This window comes from Oscillatoria sp. HE19RPO (assembly GCF_024220515.1).
Taxonomy (GTDB): Bacteria; Cyanobacteriota; Cyanobacteriia; order Cyanobacteriales; family Laspinemataceae; genus Laspinema.
In genome coordinates, this window is sequence record NZ_JAMXOT010000266.1 from 1 (window position 1) to 20,950 (window position 20,950).

Sequence of the window (20,950 nt, forward strand, 5' to 3'; positions counted from 1 at the left end):
TCCCCTTGCTAAGGGGAGGGGACCGGACTGGATTAGCCCGCGCAGGCGGGCTTTGTTCGTGTAGCCCCAGGCTTTAGCCTGCGGGGGCACAGGGAAGAACCCCACCCTAACCCTCCCCTTGCTAAGGGGAGGGGACCGGAGTAGCCCGCGCAGGCGGGCTTTGTTCGTATAGCCCCAGGCTTCAGCCTGCGGGGGCACAGAGAAGAACCCCACCCTAACCCTCCCCTTGCTAAGGGGAGGGGACCGGAGTAGCCCGCGCAGGCGGGCTTTGTTCGTATAGCCCCAGGCTTCAGCCTGCGGGGGCACAGGGAAGAACCCCACCCTAGCCCTCCCCTTGCTAAGGGGAGGGGACCGGACTGGATTAGCCCGCGCAGGCGGGCTTTGTTCGTATAGCCCCAGGCTTCAGCCTGCGGGCGCGGCGGGCGCGGCGGGCGCGGCAGCAGGGGGCGCTACAGCAGCATCCCCATTGTGAGTTTCCAGATGGCGGGAGGCGAGATATTCATACATCTCCCAACGGGTGTTGATGTCGTTTTGTGCTTCCGCTAATAACCGTTTGGCATCAACGGGTTTGGTTTTGGTCAACATCTTGAATCGGTTCTCGTTGTACATCGAATATTCCACCCCTTTCTTGGGCGATCGCATATCCAACTGCAACGGATTCTTGCCTTGTTGCACCAAATCTGGGTTATAGCGATACAGTAACCACCGTCCCGCTTCTACCATTTCTTTCTGATGATTCATCGCCGTCGTCATGTTGATGCCGTGGGCGATACAGTGAGAATAAGCGATAATTAACGACGGTCCGTCATACGCTTCCGCTTCTAGGAAGACTTTCAGGGTATGTTCGTCTTTTGCCCCCATTGCGACGCTGGCGACGTACACATTCCCGTAAGTCATGGCAATTAAGCCCAAGTCTTTCTTGGCAGCAGGTTTGCCACCGGCAGCGAATTTGGCGACGGCCCCTCGGGGGGTGGCTTTGGAGGCTTGTCCCCCGGTGTTGGAGTAGACTTCTGTATCCAGGACGAGGATATTGACATTTCGTCCGGAGGCGATGACGTGATCTAAGCCACCGTAACCGATGTCATACGCCCAACCGTCTCCCCCGATAATCCAGACATCTTTTTTGACGAGGTAATCGGCGAGACTGGCGAGTTGTTGGGCATCTGGGGAGTTCATCCCTTGTAATTTTTCTTTGAGGGCTGCGACGCGATCGCGTTGTTCCCAGATGTCCGCTTCGTTTTTCTGGGTGGCAGTGAGAATGCCGGTAACCAGGTTGTCCCCAATCTCACTGCTGAGTTTTTGGACTAATTCGGCGGCGAATTGGGCTTGTTTATCGATGGAAACCCGGAATCCTAGGCCGAATTCGGCGTTATCTTCAAACAGGGAGTTGGACCATGCGGGTCCCCGTCCTTCGGCGTTTTGCGCCCAGGGAGTGGTGGGGAGGTTGCCGCCATAGATGGAGGAACAGCCGGTGGCGTTGGCGATGACACTGCGATCGCCAAACAGTTGGGAGACTAACTTCAGATACGGGGTTTCGCCACATCCGGCACAAGCCCCGGAGAACTCGAATAAGGGTTCTTGGAGTTGTTGCTGACGAATGCGATCGAGATGCAATGTGCGGCGATCGGGGTTGGGTAAGTTCATGAAGAAATCCCAGTTTTCCCGTTCAGGTTCCCGCAGGGGTATTTGCGGTTCCATGTTAATCGCTTTCAGGGATGGCATGGATTTGTTTTTGGCGGGACAAACTTCGACACAGATGCCGCAGCCGGTACAGTCTTCCGGGGAGACTTGAATGGTAAACTGAGTGCCAGCAAAGTCTTTATCTTTGGTATCCGTGGCTTTAAAGGTTGCCGGTGCATTGGCTAAGGCTGCCGGTTCGTAAACTTTCCCTCGGATGACGGCATGGGGACAAACCATGATACATTTGCCGCATTGGACGCAAACATCCGGGTCCCAAACGGGGATTTCGGTGGCAATATTGCGTTTTTCCCATTTGGAGGTGGCGGTGGGATAGGTGCCATCACAAGGTAAGGCACTCACGGGCAGCACTTCCCCTTCTTTCACCAACATTTTGCCTTCCACATCGCGGACAAAGGCGGGGGCTAAATCAGGAATAGCGGGGAGTTTGTGGATGGGACTGCTGGCTTGTCCGAGGGGAACTTCAAACAGGTTGGCGAGGGTATTATCCACCGCTTGCAGGTTCATGCGGACGATTTCTTTGCCTTTTTTGCCGTAGGTTTTTTCGATCGCCTTCTTGATTTGGGCAATGGCTTCGTCCCGAGGTAAAACTCCGGCTAAGGCGAAGAAACACACCTGCATGACGGTGTTAATCCGTCCACTCATGCCACTCTCGCGAGCAACTTTGTTGGCATCAATGGTATAGACTTTTAAGCTTTTGCGGACGATTTGTTCTTGGGTTTCAATGGGGAGTTGATTCCAAACTTCCTCATGGGGATAGGGGCTATTTAAGAGGAAGATGGCCCCGGGGGCGGCTGCACTTAAAACATCTAATTTTTCCAGGAAAATCCACTGGTGACAGCCGACAAAGTTGGCTTGTTCAATTAGGTACGTTGAACGAATCGGTTGGGGTCCAAATCGCAGGTGAGAAATGGTAATTGCCCCGGATTTTTTGGAGTCATAGACAAAGTAGCCTTGGGCATAATTGTCTGTTTCTTCCCCAATAATTTTAATCGAGTTTTTGTTCGCCCCGACGGTGCCATCGGACCCTAATCCATAGAACATTGCCCGAACAACGCTATCGGGTTCCGTGGAGAAGTTGGGGTCGTAATCTAGGGATGTGTGAGTGACATCATCATTGATGCCGATGGTGAAGTGATTTTTGGGTTTGGCTTGGCTGAGATTATCGAAGACAGCTTTCACCATCGCGGGGTTAAATTCCTTGGAGGATAAGCCATAGCGCCCTCCTACCACCTTCGGTAGGCGATCGCCCGTCCATTCTTCATGGAGGGCGGTGACGACATCGAGATATAAGGGTTCACCCCCGGCCCCTGGTTCTTTAGTGCGATCTAAGACAGCGATCGCCTTAACGGTGTCCGGGATAGCGGCAACCAAGCGCTTCATATCCAAGGGGCGATACAGTCGCACTTTCAAAACGCCGACTTTTTCCCCTTGGGCGTTGAGGTAATCCACGGTTTCATGGACGGTTTCGCAACCGGAACCCATTAAAATAACCAGGCGAGTGACATCCGGTGCACCGTGATACTCGAACAGTTGATACTTACGTCCCGTGAGTTCCCCAAACTGGTCCATTGCCTGTTGTACGATGTCGGAACAGTCGGTATAGAAGGGGTTGACGGTTTCCCGGGCTTGGAAATAGACATCGGGGTTTTGGGCAGTTCCGCGTAAGACGGGGCGATCGGGAGTTAAGGCGCGATCGCGATGGGCGAAGACTCCCGCATCATCAATCAGCGATCGCAGGTCCTCCTCTTCTAACAGTTCTACCTTCTGGATTTCGTGAGAGGTGCGGAACCCATCAAAGAAGTGAATGAAGGGGATGCGGGATTTTAAGGTTGCCGATTGAGCAATTAAGGCGAAATCATGGGCTTCCTGGACCGATGCGGAACATAACAGGGCAAATCCGGTACTGCGGACTGCCATCACATCACTATGATCCCCAAAAATAGATAGGGCCTGGGCTGCCAGCGATCGGGCGGCCACGTGAATCACCGAACAAGTGAGTTCCCCAGCAATTTTGTAGAGATTGGGGATCATTAACAGTAATCCCTGGGACGCGGTAAACGTGGTCGTCAGGGAACCCGTTTGTAAGGCACCATGTACCGTTCCGGCTGCCCCGGCTTCACTTTGCATTTCTACCACCGAGGGAATTGTCCCCCAGAGGTTCGGACGCCCTTCGGACATCCAGGCATCTGCCCATTCTCCCATCGGTGAAGCGGGGGTAATCGGATAAATGGCAATGACTTCATTTAATTTATACGCAACGCGGGCAACCGCCTCGTTCGCGTCTAGGGTAGCAAATGTTCTTGTACTCATTATGTTTAACCTTTGTGGAGCAACTCTATAGTTTATGTGCGCCTAGCTGCCAGATTACCCCGTTTATGGATGGTGGGAATCAGGCGGAAATTGGTTTGCTAATCTGCAACTTGATGAATCTCAGTTTTCTCCTTTCCTCTCAGCCATTTTTCAGTGGTTTTTCCCTGGATAGGTCCAGATAAACAACCTTTTATTTGTTTAATTCTTCTGGCCCATAAGTTCTTGTTTTTTGCAACAAGCTTGTTTCTTAATTAGGTTTTAACCTGCATCAAGACAAACCCTTGCGTGTTTTGTCTTTTTTATTATAACATCTTAAAAGCTGATATTTTTGAGATTTTGTTTGAAAAATTTTTCCTGGGTTTCATCGGTCCTTTTTTTCTAAGGAACTTTCCCTGAGAGAGTGGGCATTTCCTAGGAAAATGTTGAATTTTTATTAAGATTTTAGCGGAAGATTTATGAAGTATGGTATCTTGTGTTAAATCAATACGGGTTGGATAACAGGACAAAAAAAATCCCGACCCCGTGGAGGGTATCGGGTGTTTCCAGACCTGTATTTACTGGATTTAGGTAGAGACTTCTTGGATTTGTTTAAAATAATCTAAAGTTTCTTCCGCTTCGCCCCGATCAATGATACTCAAGGCAAAACCCACATGAACGATCGCATAGTCACCGACTTGCGCCTCGGGAACGTAGGCCAGATTCACGGTTTTGACCACGCCGCCAAAACTGACTCTGCCCGATCGCAACAAGGGTTCGTCATTTTCATTAATACTGATAATTTGGCCCGGTACTGCTAAACACATTCTAAATTACTCCTGAGTCAGATTTCGATACGCTGCAACCACTTGTCCAAGGGCAATCCCCCCATCATTAGGAGGAATTCGTTGATGCCAGTAGGGGCGGAACCCTTCTGATTTTAACCGACCGATCGCCCGTTCGGTTAAATAGGCATTTTGAAAACAACCGCCCGTCATGACAATTCGTTCTTGCCCCACCAATTGGGCAATGGAGAGAATGACTTCAACTAAGGTATTATGAAATTTAGCCGAAATTATTCCCATCGGGACGCGATCGCCGACATCAGTTAAGATTGCTAAAATTGTCGGTTCCCAATCGGCGATCGCCACCCCGTTTCCCGTCTGAATGGGTAAGGGATAATCATCCTGAGTCATCCAACCTTCTAAGGCAAATTCCCAGGCAGTCGCCGCTTGTCCTTCAAAACTAATCTGGTATTTCAATCCGGCGATCGCTGCCACCCCATCAAACAACCGTCCCACACTAGAGGTAACCGGGGTATTAATTTGTTTCTCCAACATCGATCGCAACAGGGTCAACTCCAACGGTGTAAACGCCTCCAGGATATGCGGACACTGTTGACTCATCTCTGGGGTAAACAATCGACTCCCCCACACCTCATATAACAACCCCAACGCCACCCGGCGAGGTTCCTTTACCGCCTTGTCCCCTCCCAACAGGGGAAAGGTGCGAAAATGGGCCACTCGGTCCCAAGATGTCGGAGAAACTTGCAGAAACTCACCTCCCCAAATTGTCCCATCCAACCCATATCCCGTCCCATCCCACGCCACTCCCAGGACTGTTTCCTCTAACAGTTGATTTTCCGCCATACAAGCGAGAACATGGGCATAATGATGCTGAACCTCCATTTGTGGCAACGCCAGTCCCTCAGCAAACCGGGTAGAACGATAGTCGGGATGGGCATCCCGGGCGACAACTTGCGGCGTTGCCTCATACAATTGCTGTAAACTGGCAGTCGCCTCCTGAAATGCCTGAAATGCTTGAGGTGTCTCTAAATCTCCAATATGCTGACTCACAAAAATTTGGGGGAATACCCCAATGGCGACTGCACTTTTCAAATGAGCACCCACCGCTAAAATGGGCGGGGGAGAGGGGGGAGAATCCGGGTTAACCTTCAGGGAAATCGGCAAAGGCGCATAACCTCGGGCCCGTCGCATCACCATTTCCCGCCCTGCCACCACTCTCACAACCGAGTCATCCACCGCCCGAACAATCGGGCGATTGTGGACGAGAAACCCATCGGCAATGTCTTTGAGGCGATCGCCCGCTTCCTGTTCATCGATACAAATGGGTTCATCCGAGAGATTGCCACTCGTCGCCACCACAGGTTTTCCCAATCCTGCCAACAGCAGATGATGTAAGGGTGTGTACGGCAACATCACCCCCAAATAGGGATTATCCGGGGCCACTTCTGGGGCGATATTTGTATCCGAGTCCGACAAACGCCGCAATAATACAATCGGACATTCCGGCGATCGCAACAGTCTCTCCTCAATTGCCGTTACCTGACAGTCTTGGCGAACTTGTTCCAAAGACGGATACATCACCGCAAACGGTTTTTCTTCCCGACGCTTACAGTCGCGCAAATGACGAACTGCCTTCGAGTTTCCCGCATCTACAATTAGATGAAATCCCCCCAATCCCTTAACGGCCAAAATTTGACCGAGATTCACCCGAGAAATGGCCGTTTCTAAAGCGCGATCGCCTCTTGCTAATACCGTCCCCAATTCGGTCCAAAATTTCAACTGCGGACCACAATTGGGACAAGCATTCGGTTGGGCGTGAAACCGTCGATTTAAGGGATTTTCATACTCTGCCTGACAGTCGGGACACATTTGAAATCCCTGCATCGAAGTATTGACGCGATCGTAAGGTAATCCTCGAATAATCGTATAGCGAGGACCGCAGTTGGTACAATTGGTAAAGGGATAACGATAGCGACGATTTTGGGAATCAAAAATCTCCTGCAAACAATCGGGACAAGTCGCAATATCCGGCAACACCACCGCCGTTTTTGCCCCCGCCACACTGGGACGAATTTCAAACTCCGTAAACCCCACAGGTTCTAACCAAGAGGATTCCAGGGATTGAATAAAGGAAATTGCAGGTTTTTCTCGGTCCAATCGCAGTAAGAAAGTTTGTAATTGTTCGGGGGTTCCTTCTACTTCAATAAACACCCCTTGGGCGGAATTATTCACCCATCCATTCAGTTGCAGTTCGGTAGCGAGTCGATAAATAAAAGGACGAAATCCCACCCCCTGTACCGCCCCCCGAACAGTGATGGAGAGGCGAGTTAAGTTAGGCATAACAATAGGAGATTTCAATAATAAATTCATAAACACTTCCCCTGTTCGTAGTAACGACTTCAGTCGTTTCCCCTGTTCGTAGTAACGACTTCAGTCGTTTCCCCTGTTCGTAGTAACGACTTCAGTCGTTTCCCCTGTTCGTAGTAACGACTTCAGTCGTTTCCGGATTGTTCGTAGTAACGACTTCAGTCGTTTCCGGATTGTTCGTAGTAACGACTTCAGTCGTTTCCGGATTGTTCGTAGTAACGATTTCAATCGTTTCCGGATTGTTCGTAGTAACGATTTCAATCGTTTCCGGATTGTTCGTAGTAACGATTTCAATCGTTTCCGGATTGTTCGTAGTAACGATTTCAATCGTTTCCGGGTTCGTACTCAAGAGGGATAACGACTGAAGTCGTTACTACGAACTTAGATAAGATAACGACTGAAGTCGTTACTACGAACTTAGAGAAGAGAACGACTGAAGTCGTTACTACGAACTTAGAGAAGAGAACGACTGAAGTCGTTACTACGAACTTAGAGAAGAGAACGACTGAAGTCGTTACTACGAACTTAGAGGGATAACGCCTGAAGGCGTTACTACGAACAAAAGAGAAATCATGATACTGCACTGACTGGAGACTTTTTCAAATGCTTTTCTAAATATCCATACCACTCCGTCATTCCTTGTCCTTTGCGGGAAGATACTTCAAAAATTGCTGCTTGCGGGGCTATTTTTCTAATATTCTCTAACGCCTTCTCCCGGTCAAACTCCACCGCTTCGGCAATGTCAATTTTACTAATAATTACCACTTGCGCGGATTTAAACATCGTCGGATACTTCAAGGGTTTATCTTCCCCTTCCGTCACCGACAACAACACCACTCGCAAATCTTCCCCTAGATCATAGGCAGCAGGACAAACTAAATTTCCCACATTTTCAATCACCAATAAATCTAAGGCATCTAAATTAAGCTGTTGGGCCGCTTTCAGGACCATATCCGATTCTAAATGGCAGACCGTTCCCGTGGTAATTTGGACTGCTGATGCCCCACTATTGCTGAGTCGAATCGCATCATTATCAGTTTCTAAGTCTCCGACGATGATGCCGGTGGGAATGCGACTGCCGATATCCTGAACCATCCGTTCTAAGAAGGCAGTTTTTCCCGAACCTGGAGAAGAAAGCACATTCAAAACCAGCAAATTTTTAGCCATAAAATAGCCCCGATTTCGTTCGGCAAGGCGGTCATTTTTGGCTAAAACTGCTTGACCCACTGCAATGGTTTGATGGGGTTCATCATGATGATGGTGATGGTGATGGCCATTTTCATGACTGTGAGTATGGCCATTTTCATGACTGTGAGTATGGCCATTTTCATGACTGTGAGTATGAATTCCGACTTCTCCGACGACGCTGCATCCGCAATTAGTACACATCAGTTATGAAACCTCCAAGGATGTTAACTCGATTTCTTGTCCGCTTTGGATATGATGGGTAAGTTGATGACAATGGGGACATTCATAAAACAAATCAACGGGTTCAAAGTTGCGATCGCAGGTGGAACAATGACAAACCACCGGGACTCGTTCAATTTCAAATTTTGCTCCTTCGGCGATCGTCCCTCGGGTCACCACATCAAAGGCAAATTCTAAGGCATCTGGAACCACTCCCGACAAGTCCCCCACCCGCATTTTCAGGCGATGAATTTTGCTGGCATTTTGTGCCGAAGCACAATCTAAAGCAATATTCAAAGTATTTTCCATCAAACTAACTTCATGCATAATATTCTGAGTTATCTATACTCCCCCCCATCTCCCCCATCTCCCCCATCCTCCCCATCTCTACCCCCAGTTTCAATCAACTCCGCGATCGCCACTAATGCCTCCGCCATTCCTTGTTCCGTCATCGCAGAAAACGTCTCCCCAAACTCGAAATCCATCGCCGGAATGGCCACTAACCACCCTTGGGGAGACTTGCCATAGAGGGTTTTAGCGAGAATCAGTAGGGATGACGGGTCGCTACTGTGCCCTAAACTCTGGGGAGAGATGGAATCATCGCCGTTGAGTTTGACCACTTGTAGTCCTTGTTCCTCTGTGGCAGGATAAGCATCGATAAAGATGGCCAAATCTACCTGAGAGAGGGGGTCGGCCAATTCCGGGGTGAGTTGGTGTTGAGACAGCGATCGCACCTTGGGTAATCCCCACGATGCCACTTCCTCCGCCACCCGTTGTCCTACGCCGTCATCGCGACGCAGGTCATTTCCATATCCGATCGCCAAAATTGCCGGAGACTCCTGTGGCATTGACAGCATTTTCTTGAGTGGTCTATTTAACAATATTCTAACGTAACTTCCTTCTGTTTGTCCCGCAAGAACTTCACCACTTCCTCCACTAAACTGCGGCGGATAGAAATATTCTTTGGCAGCAAGGGATTCTGATAAAATTCATTAATCTTTTGTCCCACCATAAATAAAATAGAGTCCGCTTGTAAAATTTCTTTCGCTAACAATACGGATCCATTTTGGTCGGAGGGTAAGCGGGTAATATCACAGTTGCAATTTTTTAAAACTTCCAGACATTTGGACAGGGTTAAAATCCCTTCGGTGACTAAATCAATTGTGCTTAATTTACCAATGGGTGGCAAATCACGCCGCATGGTGGAAATATCCATTTCAATAGTTTCTCCCAGATATTTGGCCACGATATTTCCCGTGGTTCCTCCACAGACCACTTTGCGTCCTTCAAAGGTTAACAAACGTTCCACATACTGTTTATCTTGACTCTGTTCCAGAGGAGGTCCGGTGAAAATCATTAGGGGATTGCGCTGGCGAACATACACGCCGACAAAGGTGGCATCATCGCCAATTTTTCCCCCATAGAGGGAATGGGTTTCGGCGATGGTTTTTTGGACAATTCGTCTAGCATTTCGGGTCTGAGTTAGAAAGAGTCCTTCGATATATTGGGCAACATTATCCCATCCCCACCCAAAATTTAAGGCCACCCCTAAACCGGCATAAAGGACGCCATCACTCATACATCCTAAAAAATCTCCCTCTTTGAGACGACCTTCATAAACTGTAATTTTTTTCTCTAAAATCTTCTCAGTTTTTCCCTCTAACTTGACCAGTTTCCCTTGGTCAAAATAAAAGGGAGGTGGATTGTCAAAATTGATAACTTTAAACAGGTCCGTATGGTTATCGATTTGTAAAATAGTAAAGGTAGCGTAGGCAATCTTTCTAACTTGACAAATCGGTAAAGTCCCAATCACCGTTTTAATCACTTCCTCTAAGGGGACATCCTCATTCAGCATAGAAATGAGAATTTCCGTAGTGAGGGTGGCCAAAATATTCGCTTTCACCCCACTGCCTAATCCATCGGAGAGGACAATGGTGGTTTTCTCCGGAGTCTTGCGAAACCGGACGCGATCGCCACAGAGTTCCTCCCCTTTTTTATTTAAACTTAAATCAAAGATATCTAAGAAACTATCCATGTTACAGCGTCTCCCCCTCAACCAGTTTCAGAATTTTCAATAAACTGACTTTGGTTTCCGCTGTAGTTTCTCCCAGCAACCCGGCAATTTCTTGGGCAACTTTCATCTGGTTATCCACCACTTCATTCACTTTGGCAACGGTTTCTCGCTTCAGTTCGAGTAACTCTTTTTTCCGTTGCCACTCATCGGTAATATCCACCATAATGCAGGCGATCGCATTCTGATCCCGAATCGAAAACAGGACCTGACGCACATAGAGGTCGTACTTGGGATATTCTTTCTCTTTCCCCCGAATTACTTCATTCTTTTCCCAAACTCGCTGAAACTCATCCACGGTCCCCAACAAGGCAACCGCTGGTTTTCCCACCATTTCATCTGCTGTCACTTGAAACATTTTGCAAAATGCTGGATTAACCACGGCGATCGTCATATCTTCATTCACCACAATCAATCCATTCGGATCATACTCCCACAGGAGTTCCCACAAGGTCTTTTCGTTAGTTACCATTGCTATTGAACCACTGCTAAAATACTGGGTAAAATTTCTTCTTGGAATTTGGTCTCGATATTCTCGGGATTAATTTTAGTGAACACCTTCTCCTTAAATTTCATCACAATTCCCACACTGCAAGTCTCAAGGCAAAACGACCCTTTCAGTTCGATTTTGTCCTCTAGGTCATAGCGAGTAATCAACTCCTGGAGTTGAGGCAAAACCTCATATACTCCCAGTTGATGACAAGCAGAACCCATACATAAATAGAGATTTTCTTTGGTCATGATGTCTCCCGCTTCGGTTATTTCTTCACCGATTTGGCCCTAATCCTGCTTTTAAAAACCTGAAATTTCAGAACTTCCGGTCCCCTCCCCTTGCCAAGGGGAGGGTTAGGGTGGGGTTCTTCTTGGGCGATCGCCAAGTCACTCACTCTTAACGGTGTAAGCACCTGTATAGAGTCTGGTCCAACCTCTTTCTTCCGGTCCCCTCCCCTTGCCAAGGGGAGGGTTAGGGTGGGGTTCTTCTTGGGCGATCTCGCCAAGTCACTCACTCTTAACGGTGTAAGCACCTGTATAGAGTCTGGTCCAACCTCTTTCTTCCGGTCCCCTCCCCTTGGCAAGGTCCGGGTTAGGGTGGGGTTCTTCTTGGGCGATCGCCAAGTCACTCACTCTGAACGGTTTAAGCACCTGTATAGAGACTGGTCCAACCTCTTTCTTCCGGATGGCGGTAAGCGGAGCTATCCCGTAGGGAATCGCCCCTCACGATGACGGTCCACCCACCCATTCTTCCTTGACGCGCTTAAGCGCGTCAAGAGGACCCCACCCTAACCCTCCCCTTGCCAAGGGGAGGGGACCGGAGGTAAAAAACCTACTCTTGTAAACCCTCCGGTCCCCCCTTCCCTCCCAGGGAAGGGGGTTAGGGGGTTAGGTCTCCCCTTTTAATGCCGATAAACCTCATTCACAACCGTCCCCTTGGCATCAATTAATTCAATATGCAACGGCATTTGACCCGCTGCATGGGTGGAACAACTCAGACAAGGGTCAAAGGCGCGAATCCCTGCCTCAACTCGGTTTAACATTCCTTCTTGAATCTCATTCCCATGAATGAAATGTTGGGCAATTTGCGTCACCGTTTTGTTCATTGCTAGGTTGTTTTGTCCCGTAGCAATAATCAGGTTCACCTTCTTAATTAACCCATTTTCATCCACTTTATAATGATGGAATAAAGTCCCCCGAGGGGCTTCACTCACCCCAATCCCTTCTAGGTTATTAATCCCAGCAGTGGCGCGAGTTCGGAGGGAAACAACATCCGGGTCATTGACCAATTGTTCGATATGTTCAATGGCACAGAGAATTTCGATTAATCGGGCATAATGATAGTAGAAGGAAGAAGTCGCAACGCCACCGGCCCGATCGCGAAATTCTAGCAACTCTCTATCTGCTGCCTCTGTTCCCATCCGACTACAGATATTCACCCTCGCCAACGGTCCCACCCGATAGATGCCGTTGGGATATCCCAAGGGTTTATAATAGGGGAATTTCAGATAAGACCAGGATTCAACTGCTTCACCGAGGTAGGATTCATAGTCATCCTCGCTGAGATTGTCGGCGACGATATTGCCATCACTATCGGTAAAGCGAATTTTGCCATCGTAATGTTCCCAAAGTCCATCTTTCCCGACTAATCCCATAAATAAGGACGGGAATTTGCCAAAGGTTTCGACTTCCGTGGAAAAGCGGTCGAGGAGGGTTTTAAATAATCCTAGGGCGGTTTCGATGGTTTGCCGGGATTCTGGGAGGCGATCGCGAATCCAGGTGCAACTTTCTTCCGATAAGGGCGATCGCACCCCACCAGGAACTGCCCAAGAGGGGTGAATCTTTTTCGCCCCTAACAGTTCAATAATCTTTTGTCCAAATTGCCGTAAGCGAATCCCACTTCTAGCTAAATCTGGGTCTGCGGCAATCAATCCGAAAACATTCCGTTTTGCTGGGTCGCTATCCCATCCTAACAGAAAATCGGGACTACTCAGATGGAAGAAACTCAAGGCATGAGACTGAGTAATCTGGGCCAAATTCATCATCCGGCGCAATTTTTCCCCGGCAGGAGGAATTTTGACCGCTTGAATTTTATCCCCTGTTTTGGCCGAGGCGAGGAGGTGGGAAACGGGACAAATTCCGCAAATTCTAGCGGTAATTCCGGCCATTTCCCACATGGGACGACCTTCGCAAAATTTCTCAAATCCGCGAAATTCTACGACGTGGAAGCGGGCATCTTCCACTTCTCCGGCATCGTCTAAATAGACGGAGATTTTGGCGTGCCCTTCGATGCGGGTGACTGGATCGATGACGATTGTTTTAGGCATATTAATTAACCACTGATTTCACTGATTTTCACGGAGGGGAGAGAGGAGACCGAGGGGAAAGAGGGTCTCTCTCTGTTGTGGGTTGGGTTATCCGAATTTAATCATGGGTCGCCCTTTCATTTCGGGTAATTCACCTCGGAGGAGGGGTTCGACGGTGGCTAGAATCCGTTGGGCGGAGGGGGGACAACCGGGCATGAATAGATCGACATCGACGACTTCATGGACGGGACGGACGCGATCGAGAAGTTCGGGGACGATGCCGGGAAAATGGGGAAGTTGCCGGGTTTCGTCGCCTAATTCTAGGTAGCAACGTTTGAGGACTGTTTCTGCTTTTCCTAACATATTCCGCATCCCGGGAACGTTGGCGGTGACGGCACAATCTCCGAAGGAAATTAGGAATTTGGTGCGCTTTCTTGCTTCAATGAGGAGTTCCATGTTTTCCTCGTTGGCGACGGCCCCTTCTACTAGGCAAACATCGACATTTTCGGGATATTCTTTGATATCAGAGGCCACGGGACTGAAGACGATATCGACTTTTTCGGCGAGTTCAATTAACCATTCGTCTAGGTCGAGAAAGGACATATGGCAACCGGAACATCCGCCTAACCAAACTGTCGCGAGTTTTATCTTGTCCATTGTTTGTTCTCCCTGGCATTCACGATAAATTCTAATTTGCTGCGATCGCGAGTCATTTCGGCAACGGTAGAACCCTTGCGGAAAATTGAACCCGTTGGACAAGCTTCGACACATTTGCCACAACTGGTACAGGCATCAACGCTTCCCCAAGGTTGATTTAATCCGGTAACCACTTTGGCGGCCACTCCGCGATAAGCGACGTCCCAAACATGAGCCCCTTCGATTTCGTCGCAGACTCGCACACATCTTGTACAGAGGATGCAACGGTTGTGATCGATGCCGAATTGTTTATGGGAAATATCAATTTCGCGTTCCGGAAACCGATAGGGAAATCGACTGTGATCCATGCCGACTTCAATGGCCAAATCTTGCAGTTCACAGTTCTCATTGGCGACACAAACTGCACAGACGTGATTGCCTTCAGAAAATAGCATCTCGATGATCATCCGCCGGTATTCTTGCAGGCGATCGCTGTCGGTGGTGATATCCATGCCTTCTGCCACTTGAGTCACACAAGACGGCAGCATTTTATTCACCCCGGCAATTTCTACCAGGCATAACCGACAAGCGCCCACATCGCTGACGCCGTTGAGATGACAGAGGGTGGGAATCCTAATCCCTGCTTCTTTTGACGCCTCCAGAATGGTTGTCCCCTCTTCGATCGCGAGGTCAACTCCATTAATTTTTAAGGTAACGACTGACATATCTTTTCTCTCTGTGTTAGATCGATAAGCTGCGACTGGGGCAACTTTAAAATTGCCCCTTCCTCTTCTAGGAGATCACCGATGCTGCTGTCCCTGCGGGAACTTTCCCATTTGGACTGTCTTTCAACAGGGCTAAATACTCCTCTTTGAAGTAGCGCAAGGTACTCATCACGGGGTTCGGGGCCGTCATGCCTAACCCGCACAAACTGGTATTTTTTACCATGTCACACAGTTGTTCGAGTTTTTCAATATCCTGAAGCGTTGCCTCTTTATTCAGGATTTTGGTCAGCATTTGATACATCTGGACTGTCCCGGCGCGACAGGGAATACATTTCCCGCAGGATTCACCCCGGCAGAACTCCATATAAAATCGGGCAACTTCAACCATGCTGGTTTTTTCATCCATCACCACCATGCCGCCAGAACCCATCATGGACCCGATTTTCACGAGGGAATCATAATCCACTGAGGTATCTAACATCGACTCGGGAATACAACCGCCCGAAGGTCCCCCGGTTTGCACTGCTTTAACTTTGCCATTGGGGACACCCCCGCCCATTTCTTCGACAATCTCACGCAGGGTAATCCCCATCGGGACTTCAATCAGTCCATTGTTGCGAATCTGTCCGGTGAGGGCAAAAACTTTGGTGCCTTTACTCTTTTCGGTCCCAATTCCGGCATACCATTCGCCCCCTTCTCGGACGATCGCCGGAATGTTGGCAAAGGTTTCCACGTTATTAATTAACGTCGGCGACTTCCAGAGTCCTTCTTGGGCGGGATAGGGCGGACGCGGGCGGGGATTGCCTCGTCCCCCTTCAATGGACTGAATTAAGGCAGTTTCTTCCCCGCAAACAAAGGCCCCGGCCCCAATTCTGATCTCGATTTTAAAGTCAAAGGGGGAATCAAAAATTTGACTGCCGAGAATTCCGTATTTTTTCGCTTGTTTAATCGCCTTTTGCAATCGTTCGATCGCCAGGGGATATTCCGCCCGCACATAAATATATCCCTCACTGGCCCCGATCGCATAAGCGGCGATCGCCATCCCCTCTAACACCCGATGGGGGTCACTTTCCAACACCGACCGATCCATGAATGCACCGGGGTCGCCTTCATCGGCATTGCAGATCACATACTTCTGCTGTCCCGGCATTTTCGCCACCGTCGCCCATTTCAACCCCGTGGGATATCCACCGCCACCCCGTCCCCGCAATCCACTCTTACTCACCTCATCAATCGTTTCTGTCGGGGTGAGGTCATGAATTGCTTTATATAGCGGTTCATATCCCCCAACGGCGATATATTCCTCAATCCGTTCTGGGTCAATTTTCCCACTGGTTTCCCGGACAATCCGCATCTGCCGCGCAAAAAATGGATGTTCCGGGTCCCCTTCTGCTGCACTTGCGGTCCCGCCATCGATCGCCTCAATAATGCTGGCGGCATCCGATGGGGTCACTTCTTCATAGAGTTTATTCTGGGCCTCAATTTGGACTAACGGGCCCCGCCCGCAAAATCCCATACAACCCACGCCCACCACTTGGACGCGATCGCCCATCTGCTTCTCTTTACAAGTCTGTTCTAAATTCTTCTTTACCCCTAGGGAGTTCGCCGCCTGACATCCCGTCGAGGTACAACAATGTACCCGAACAGGTTTCTGGGCAGTCCGTTCCTTCTCGCCAATCTCCCGAAGTTCCGCTAAATCCATAGTGTTCTAACCTCTCGCTTTCTGCCGTTCAAGGAGGAGGGTTGTCTAAATCAATGGGTGAAACCTTCTCCTTGCCTCTAACTCTCTCACCCTACTTGATCCATCCTTTAATATGGTCGAGTGCTTGTTCCGATGTCTGTTTCCCAGCTACAGTTCCGTCATACACCACCACCGGCGCAATTCCACAGGCCCCCACACAGCGGGCCGTGATTAAGGAAACCTCACCATCTTCCGTGGTTTCCCCTTGCTGAATCCCCGTCTTTTTCTCCAGGGAAGCGAGTACCTCACCCCCTCCTTTCACATAACAGGCGGTTCCCAAGCAGACCACGCAAGTATGTGATCCACTGGGTTTCAGGGAGAACAAGTGGTAAAATGTCGCCACCCCGTAAACCCGACTTAACGGCAGCTTCAGATTTCGCGCTACATAAAGTAATACATCTTCTTCCAGAAACCCAAACGCTTCCTGAGCTTTGTGCAGGACCTCGATGAGCGCATCTTGTCGATACTGATTCCGCTTCATCGTGATATCTAGCACCTTAAAGCGCTTATCCCCACTCGGATGCTCTTTTGCCGCTTTTTTTTCCTTCGGGGCGGATTTTTCTTGGTCGTCGCTCTTTGCCGCAGTTGATTGCATAGCTTATATCCTTACTCTAAACCGTTATCTCCTGGCACTGAATCGTTCCTTCCTCCCTTAACTTTCCCGTTAGTCACGGACTAGACCTTACCCCTTGACCCTTTTCTCTACCCTCCCGCTGTTCTTTCTCTACTGTACCGCTTAACTATAAAACATTTACATTTTTTCTATAAATTTTTGTAATGTTTTTTTAAGCCTGCTCTGGACAGGGCTTTAATCCAAGTTGTTGATTCTATCATGGAAAATAGAGAAACCCGCCATAATTTTTACCCCCTTCAGAATTCTCCCGTATCCCTGACAAATACTGTCAAGATTAACCCACGCATCCCCCCTGAGTCTTCCTGTTTACCGCTAATTTCATCCCTAAAGCGACAATCCCTATCAACTTCTTAAGAGAAGGTTAAATTTTAAAAATCTGGAAATTTTGATAATTTTTAGACAATTGGAAATAGAACTGTCTAGAGTCTATTCCCAAGGATAGACAGGTGCTTAGTTTAACAATCAAAAAGTTGCCAAAGTTAAGAAGAAAGCGATCGGCCATCATCGGCGACCAATTCATAAATTACCCAAACCCATACGGGGTATTTTAAAAACAAAACCGTTGCTAAAGTTACCGAAATCCACTCTTAAAATAAACTTAAGAATTGGTCATTGGTCATTGGTCCTTGGTCATTGGTCCTTGGTCATTGGTCATTGGTCATTTGTCATTTGTCATTTGTCCTTGGTCATTTGTCATTTGTCATTTGTCCTTGGGGGATGGGGGGATGTTCGTAGTAACGACTTCAGTCGTACTCTTAAGTTCGTAGTAACGACTTCAGTCGTACTCTTAAGTTCGTAGTAACGACTTCAGTCGTACTCTTAAGTTCGTAGTAACGACTTCAGTCGTTATCCCCCCCTCCCCGTTCAACAAATCCGAGGCAACTGTTCCCCACTCAGCATATCCAGAATCCGACTCGCGCCAATTTGACTCCGCAACGTCACCAAACCCTGACCCGTCCCCGTCACCGTCCCGATCGCCACCGCATCTACCCCCAACGGATGCGACTGCATCACCTCCAAAGCGCGACTCGCACAATCTGCCGGAACAAACGCCACAAAGCGCCCCTCATTCGCCACATACAGCGGGTCAAATCCCAAAATCTCACAAGCACCCCGGACCTGTTCTTGAACCGGAATCGCCCGTTCATCAATGGCAATCCCCACCCCTGCCGATGCTGCAATTTCATTTAACGCACTGGATAACCCCCCGCGAGTCAAATCCCGCAAACAATGGATTTCAATGCCAGCATCCAGTAACTGTAAGACAAGGGAGGCGATCGCCGCTGAATCACTCTCAATCGTCGTTTCAAACTCCAACCCCTCACGGACTGCCATAATTGCAATCCCATGTCGTCCCAAATCCCCATTAATCAACAACACATCCCCCTCACGCACCGACTGCGGCGCGATCGCCTGAGAATGTTCAATCATCCCCACCCCGGCAGTATTGATAAAAATTCCATCTCCCTTGCCGCGATCGACCACCTTCGTATCCCCCGTCACAATCTGTACCCCCGCCTTCTCTGCTGCCGCTTGCATCGACTGCACTACCCGCCACAGAGTCTCCATTGGCAACCCCTCCTCCAAAATAAACCCTGCCGTCAGATACAAAGGACGAGCACCACTCATCGCCAAATCATTCACCGTCCCATGAACCGCCAAGGAACCAATATCCCCACCGGGAAAAAATAGGGGACGAATCACATAAGAATCCGTCGTCATCGCAATCCGAGTTCCCGGCAACGTCAACGCCACCGAATCATGGGGAACCCCATCCGCTGTCCCAAACACCGGCAAAAACATCCGTTCAATCAACTGGCGCATCAAGGTCCCCCCACCCCCATGCGCTAACAATACATGAGGATATTGAGAAATCGGAATCGGACAGGTTAGGGTAAAATCTTCTATCATGGCGACTGCTTCTATTAACTCAACATATTCTACCCCTCAACCCCAACTCCAAATCCTCCATTTTCTAGCGCCAAACTCCTGTACCCCTGCGCTAGTTTTACCCAACCCGCTAAATTTTATCGGGTTGAGAAATAAATCCCTTGAAATAAGGACTATCCAGAACCTTACCCCATAGCACCTTCTTAAATCACTATGCATCCATCCCAAACAGTCAATCCGTCCAAAAAACCTGCTCATCCCTTGACTCGCCGCCACTTCTTGAAATTAGGCGGGTTATCCAGTCTCGGCTTTTTAGCTGCTGTAGCGGGTCCCAATTTTGGGGGAAAAATGGCTAAAGCACAAGCACCACAAATTCTCCAACTTTCTTCCTGGCAATTTACCACGGTTCAGGTGAATGAAACCGGAGAAATTATTCAAAAAGTTTGCAAAGAAGTCCCCTATTTTAGGGAAACCCTAGTCAAGGGTATTGGTATTGATTTAATCCAAATTCCTGGGGGGAGTTTTTTGATGGGTTCCCCTCCTACAGAATTAGAACGATATGACAGTGAAGGTCCTCAACATTCTGTGACTTTGCCAGACTTCTTTTTAAGTCAATCTCCCATCACTCAGGCACAGTGGCAAGCAGTCATGGGAAACAATCCTTCCACTTGGCAGCAAGACAATTTACCTGTGGAAAATGTCTCCTGGCATGATGCGGTAGAATTTTGTCACCGACTGGGGCAAAAAACGGGTCGGAGATATCGTCTGCCATCGGAAGCGGAATGGGAATATGCCTGTCGCGCCAAAAGCTCTACACCGTTTTATTTTGGTGAAAAAATTACCGCCGAATTAGGGAATTATGATGAAATTTTGACAGGAATTCCTCACCACCAAACCACTCCAGTGGGTAGTTTTCCCGCGAATGGGTTTGGATTGGTGGATATGCATGGCAATCTCTGGGAATGGTGTCAGGATTTGTGGCATAATAGTTATGAGGGTGCGCCGACAGATGGCAGTGCCTGGGAAGTTGGAGGAAATCCAGAATTTCGGATACTGCGTGGCGGGTCCTGGCATGATTTACCGTGGTATTCTCGGGCGGCGCAACGGTTTGGGAAGGAACCGGATTCTCAAGAGGCGATCGCTGGTTTTCGGATTGCTGTTTCTTGAAGGGTTTTTTTGTGGGGAACCACGGATTTCACGGATTGACACAGAGAGGAGAACAGGAGGAAAAAAGGATGAGTAGCGGAAAGAAAGTTGTCGGAATTGTGGGCAGTTATCGCAAGGGCGGGACGATTGATACGGTGGTGAGTGAGGTGCTGGCAGAAGCGGAGAATCAGGGTGCAGAAATTTCCAAGATTTATTTGCAGGACCGCCAGATTGAGTTTTGTACAAATTGTCGGGTTTGCTTACAGGAACCGGGACCGGAAAGAGGGGACTGTGTACTCCAGGATGAGATGGATGGGATTTTGCAGGAAGTTGAGGCAGCGGATTCTTTAGTAATTGGTGCGCCGGTTAATTTTGGGAATATTAATGCCCTGACTCAACGGTTTTTAGAACGGTGTATTTGTTATGGATATTGGCCCTGGAATACGCCATCGCCACAAATGAGAAAGTCCGAAGCGAGTAAGAAGGCGGTACTGATTTCGGCGACTGCGATGCCTGGGTTTATTGCCCGTTGGTTATCCGGTGCAATTAAAAGTTTGAAAACATTAGCGAAAATGTTGGGGGCCAAACCCATTGGGGTAATTTTTGTGGGAAAAGTTATTTCCAAACACGGGGGTTTGTCGGATAAAATTAAACGGCAGGCGCGGAATTTGGGTCATAAATTGGTTGTGTAAAGGGGTAACCACAGATTACACAGATTGACACAGAAAATTCTCAGTGAAAA

Annotated in this window: 19 protein-coding genes; 2 read left to right on the forward strand and 17 right to left on the reverse strand. The window is 48.8% G+C overall.

The features are described from left to right. Positions 1-402: 402 nt before the first annotated feature. The 17 genes from nifJ to hypE form a co-directional block, all read right to left on the reverse strand. Complete coding sequence (gene nifJ / locus NG833_RS22145; protein ID WP_254567445.1) at positions 403-4,011, reverse strand: pyruvate:ferredoxin (flavodoxin) oxidoreductase; 3,609 nt, start codon at positions 4,009-4,011, stop codon at positions 403-405. Between the two features lie 563 nt (positions 4,012-4,574). Next, positions 4,575-4,814, reverse strand: a complete 240-nt coding sequence (locus tag NG833_RS22150; protein WP_254567446.1) for a HypC/HybG/HupF family hydrogenase formation chaperone — start codon at positions 4,812-4,814, stop codon at positions 4,575-4,577. 6 nt (positions 4,815-4,820) lie between these two features. Further along, complete coding sequence (gene hypF, locus NG833_RS22155; protein WP_254567447.1) at positions 4,821-7,163, reverse strand: carbamoyltransferase HypF; 2,343 nt, start codon at positions 7,161-7,163, stop codon at positions 4,821-4,823. Positions 7,164-7,254: 91 nt separating this feature from the next. After that, complete coding sequence (locus NG833_RS22160; protein ID WP_254567448.1) at positions 7,255-7,509, reverse strand: hypothetical protein; 255 nt, start codon at positions 7,507-7,509, stop codon at positions 7,255-7,257. 221 nt (positions 7,510-7,730) lie between these two features. Then, a complete protein-coding gene (hypB, locus tag NG833_RS22165) occupies positions 7,731-8,549 on the reverse strand; it encodes a hydrogenase nickel incorporation protein HypB (RefSeq protein ID WP_254567449.1) in 819 nt (272 codons plus the stop codon). Positions 8,550-8,552: 3 nt separating this feature from the next. Further along, positions 8,553-8,894, reverse strand: coding sequence for a hydrogenase maturation nickel metallochaperone HypA (gene hypA, locus NG833_RS22170; RefSeq protein ID WP_254567450.1), 342 nt, complete (start codon positions 8,892-8,894; stop codon positions 8,553-8,555). Between the two features lie 11 nt (positions 8,895-8,905). After that, a complete protein-coding gene (locus NG833_RS22175; protein ID WP_254567451.1) occupies positions 8,906-9,424 on the reverse strand; it encodes a hydrogenase maturation protease in 519 nt (172 codons plus the stop codon). Between the two features lie 17 nt (positions 9,425-9,441). Next, positions 9,442-10,602: a SpoIIE family protein phosphatase gene (locus NG833_RS22180; RefSeq protein WP_254567452.1), complete on the reverse strand. Its 1,161-nt coding sequence runs from the start codon at positions 10,600-10,602 to the stop codon at positions 9,442-9,444. Between the two features lies 1 nt (position 10,603). Beyond that, positions 10,604-11,110, reverse strand: coding sequence for a PAS domain-containing protein (locus NG833_RS22185; protein WP_254567453.1), 507 nt, complete (start codon positions 11,108-11,110; stop codon positions 10,604-10,606). Positions 11,111-11,112: 2 nt separating this feature from the next. Next, complete coding sequence (locus tag NG833_RS22190; RefSeq protein ID WP_015151980.1) at positions 11,113-11,379, reverse strand: (2Fe-2S) ferredoxin domain-containing protein; 267 nt, start codon at positions 11,377-11,379, stop codon at positions 11,113-11,115. 258 nt (positions 11,380-11,637) lie between these two features. Next, positions 11,638-11,781, reverse strand: coding sequence for a hypothetical protein (locus tag NG833_RS22195; protein ID WP_254567454.1), 144 nt, complete (start codon positions 11,779-11,781; stop codon positions 11,638-11,640). Positions 11,782-12,032: 251 nt separating this feature from the next. Further along, a complete protein-coding gene (locus NG833_RS22200; RefSeq protein ID WP_254567455.1) occupies positions 12,033-13,457 on the reverse strand; it encodes a Ni/Fe hydrogenase subunit alpha in 1,425 nt (474 codons plus the stop codon). An 87-nt stretch (positions 13,458-13,544) separates the two neighbouring features. Continuing rightward, entirely contained in the window at positions 13,545-14,093 is a 549-nt protein-coding gene (locus tag NG833_RS22205; protein ID WP_254567456.1) for an oxidoreductase, read from the reverse strand. Beyond that, positions 14,081-14,797 (reverse strand): bidirectional hydrogenase complex protein HoxU, encoded by a 717-nt coding sequence (gene hoxU / locus NG833_RS22210; RefSeq protein ID WP_254567457.1) that lies wholly within the window; start codon positions 14,795-14,797, stop codon positions 14,081-14,083. The genes NG833_RS22205 and hoxU overlap by 13 nt, the downstream gene beginning before the upstream one ends. A 67-nt stretch (positions 14,798-14,864) precedes the next feature. Continuing rightward, the gene (locus NG833_RS22215; protein ID WP_254567458.1) at positions 14,865-16,499 is read right to left on the reverse strand and encodes a NuoF family protein; all 1,635 of its coding nucleotides are present in this window, start codon (positions 16,497-16,499) and stop codon (positions 14,865-14,867) included. Between the two features lie 91 nt (positions 16,500-16,590). Continuing rightward, positions 16,591-17,133 carry a bidirectional hydrogenase complex protein HoxE gene (gene hoxE, locus NG833_RS22220; RefSeq protein WP_254567459.1) on the reverse strand — a complete coding sequence of 181 codons (543 nt, stop codon included), beginning with the start codon at positions 17,131-17,133 and terminating at the stop codon, positions 16,591-16,593. A 903-nt stretch (positions 17,134-18,036) separates the two neighbouring features. Beyond that, positions 18,037-19,083 carry a hydrogenase expression/formation protein HypE gene (gene hypE / locus NG833_RS22225; protein WP_254567460.1) on the reverse strand — a complete coding sequence of 349 codons (1,047 nt, stop codon included), beginning with the start codon at positions 19,081-19,083 and terminating at the stop codon, positions 18,037-18,039. Between the two features lie 192 nt (positions 19,084-19,275). On the opposite strand from hypE, the gene NG833_RS22230 reads away from it, so the two are divergent. Further along, positions 19,276-20,229 carry a formylglycine-generating enzyme family protein gene (locus NG833_RS22230; protein ID WP_254567461.1) on the forward strand — a complete coding sequence of 318 codons (954 nt, stop codon included), beginning with the start codon at positions 19,276-19,278 and terminating at the stop codon, positions 20,227-20,229. 68 nt (positions 20,230-20,297) lie between these two features. Beyond that, positions 20,298-20,900 carry a flavodoxin family protein gene (locus tag NG833_RS22235; protein WP_254567462.1) on the forward strand — a complete coding sequence of 201 codons (603 nt, stop codon included), beginning with the start codon at positions 20,298-20,300 and terminating at the stop codon, positions 20,898-20,900. Positions 20,901-20,950: the final 50 nt, after the last annotated feature.

Coding starts and splice junctions, on each gene's coding strand:
- nifJ (WP_254567445.1), bottom strand. CDS start 4,011: ATGAGTACAAGAACATTTGCTACCCTAGACGCGAACGAGGCGGTTGCC.
- NG833_RS22150 (WP_254567446.1), bottom strand. CDS start 4,814: ATGTGTTTAGCAGTACCGGGCCAAATTATCAGTATTAATGAAAATGAC.
- hypF (WP_254567447.1), bottom strand. CDS start 7,163: ATGAATTTATTATTGAAATCTCCTATTGTTATGCCTAACTTAACTCGC.
- hypB (WP_254567449.1), bottom strand. CDS start 8,549: ATGTGTACTAATTGCGGATGCAGCGTCGTCGGAGAAGTCGGAATTCAT.
- hypA (WP_254567450.1), bottom strand. CDS start 8,894: ATGCATGAAGTTAGTTTGATGGAAAATACTTTGAATATTGCTTTAGAT.
- NG833_RS22175 (WP_254567451.1), bottom strand. CDS start 9,424: ATGCTGTCAATGCCACAGGAGTCTCCGGCAATTTTGGCGATCGGATAT.
- NG833_RS22180 (WP_254567452.1), bottom strand. CDS start 10,602: ATGGATAGTTTCTTAGATATCTTTGATTTAAGTTTAAATAAAAAAGGG.
- NG833_RS22185 (WP_254567453.1), bottom strand. CDS start 11,110: ATGGTAACTAACGAAAAGACCTTGTGGGAACTCCTGTGGGAGTATGAT.
- NG833_RS22190 (WP_015151980.1), bottom strand. CDS start 11,379: ATGACCAAAGAAAATCTCTATTTATGTATGGGTTCTGCTTGTCATCAA.
- NG833_RS22200 (WP_254567455.1), bottom strand. CDS start 13,457: ATGCCTAAAACAATCGTCATCGATCCAGTCACCCGCATCGAAGGGCAC.
- NG833_RS22205 (WP_254567456.1), bottom strand. CDS start 14,093: ATGGACAAGATAAAACTCGCGACAGTTTGGTTAGGCGGATGTTCCGGT.
- hoxU (WP_254567457.1), bottom strand. CDS start 14,797: ATGTCAGTCGTTACCTTAAAAATTAATGGAGTTGACCTCGCGATCGAA.
- NG833_RS22215 (WP_254567458.1), bottom strand. CDS start 16,499: ATGGATTTAGCGGAACTTCGGGAGATTGGCGAGAAGGAACGGACTGCC.
- hoxE (WP_254567459.1), bottom strand. CDS start 17,133: ATGCAATCAACTGCGGCAAAGAGCGACGACCAAGAAAAATCCGCCCCG.
- hypE (WP_254567460.1), bottom strand. CDS start 19,083: ATGATAGAAGATTTTACCCTAACCTGTCCGATTCCGATTTCTCAATAT.
- NG833_RS22230 (WP_254567461.1), top strand. CDS start 19,276: ATGCATCCATCCCAAACAGTCAATCCGTCCAAAAAACCTGCTCATCCC.
- NG833_RS22235 (WP_254567462.1), top strand. CDS start 20,298: ATGAGTAGCGGAAAGAAAGTTGTCGGAATTGTGGGCAGTTATCGCAAG.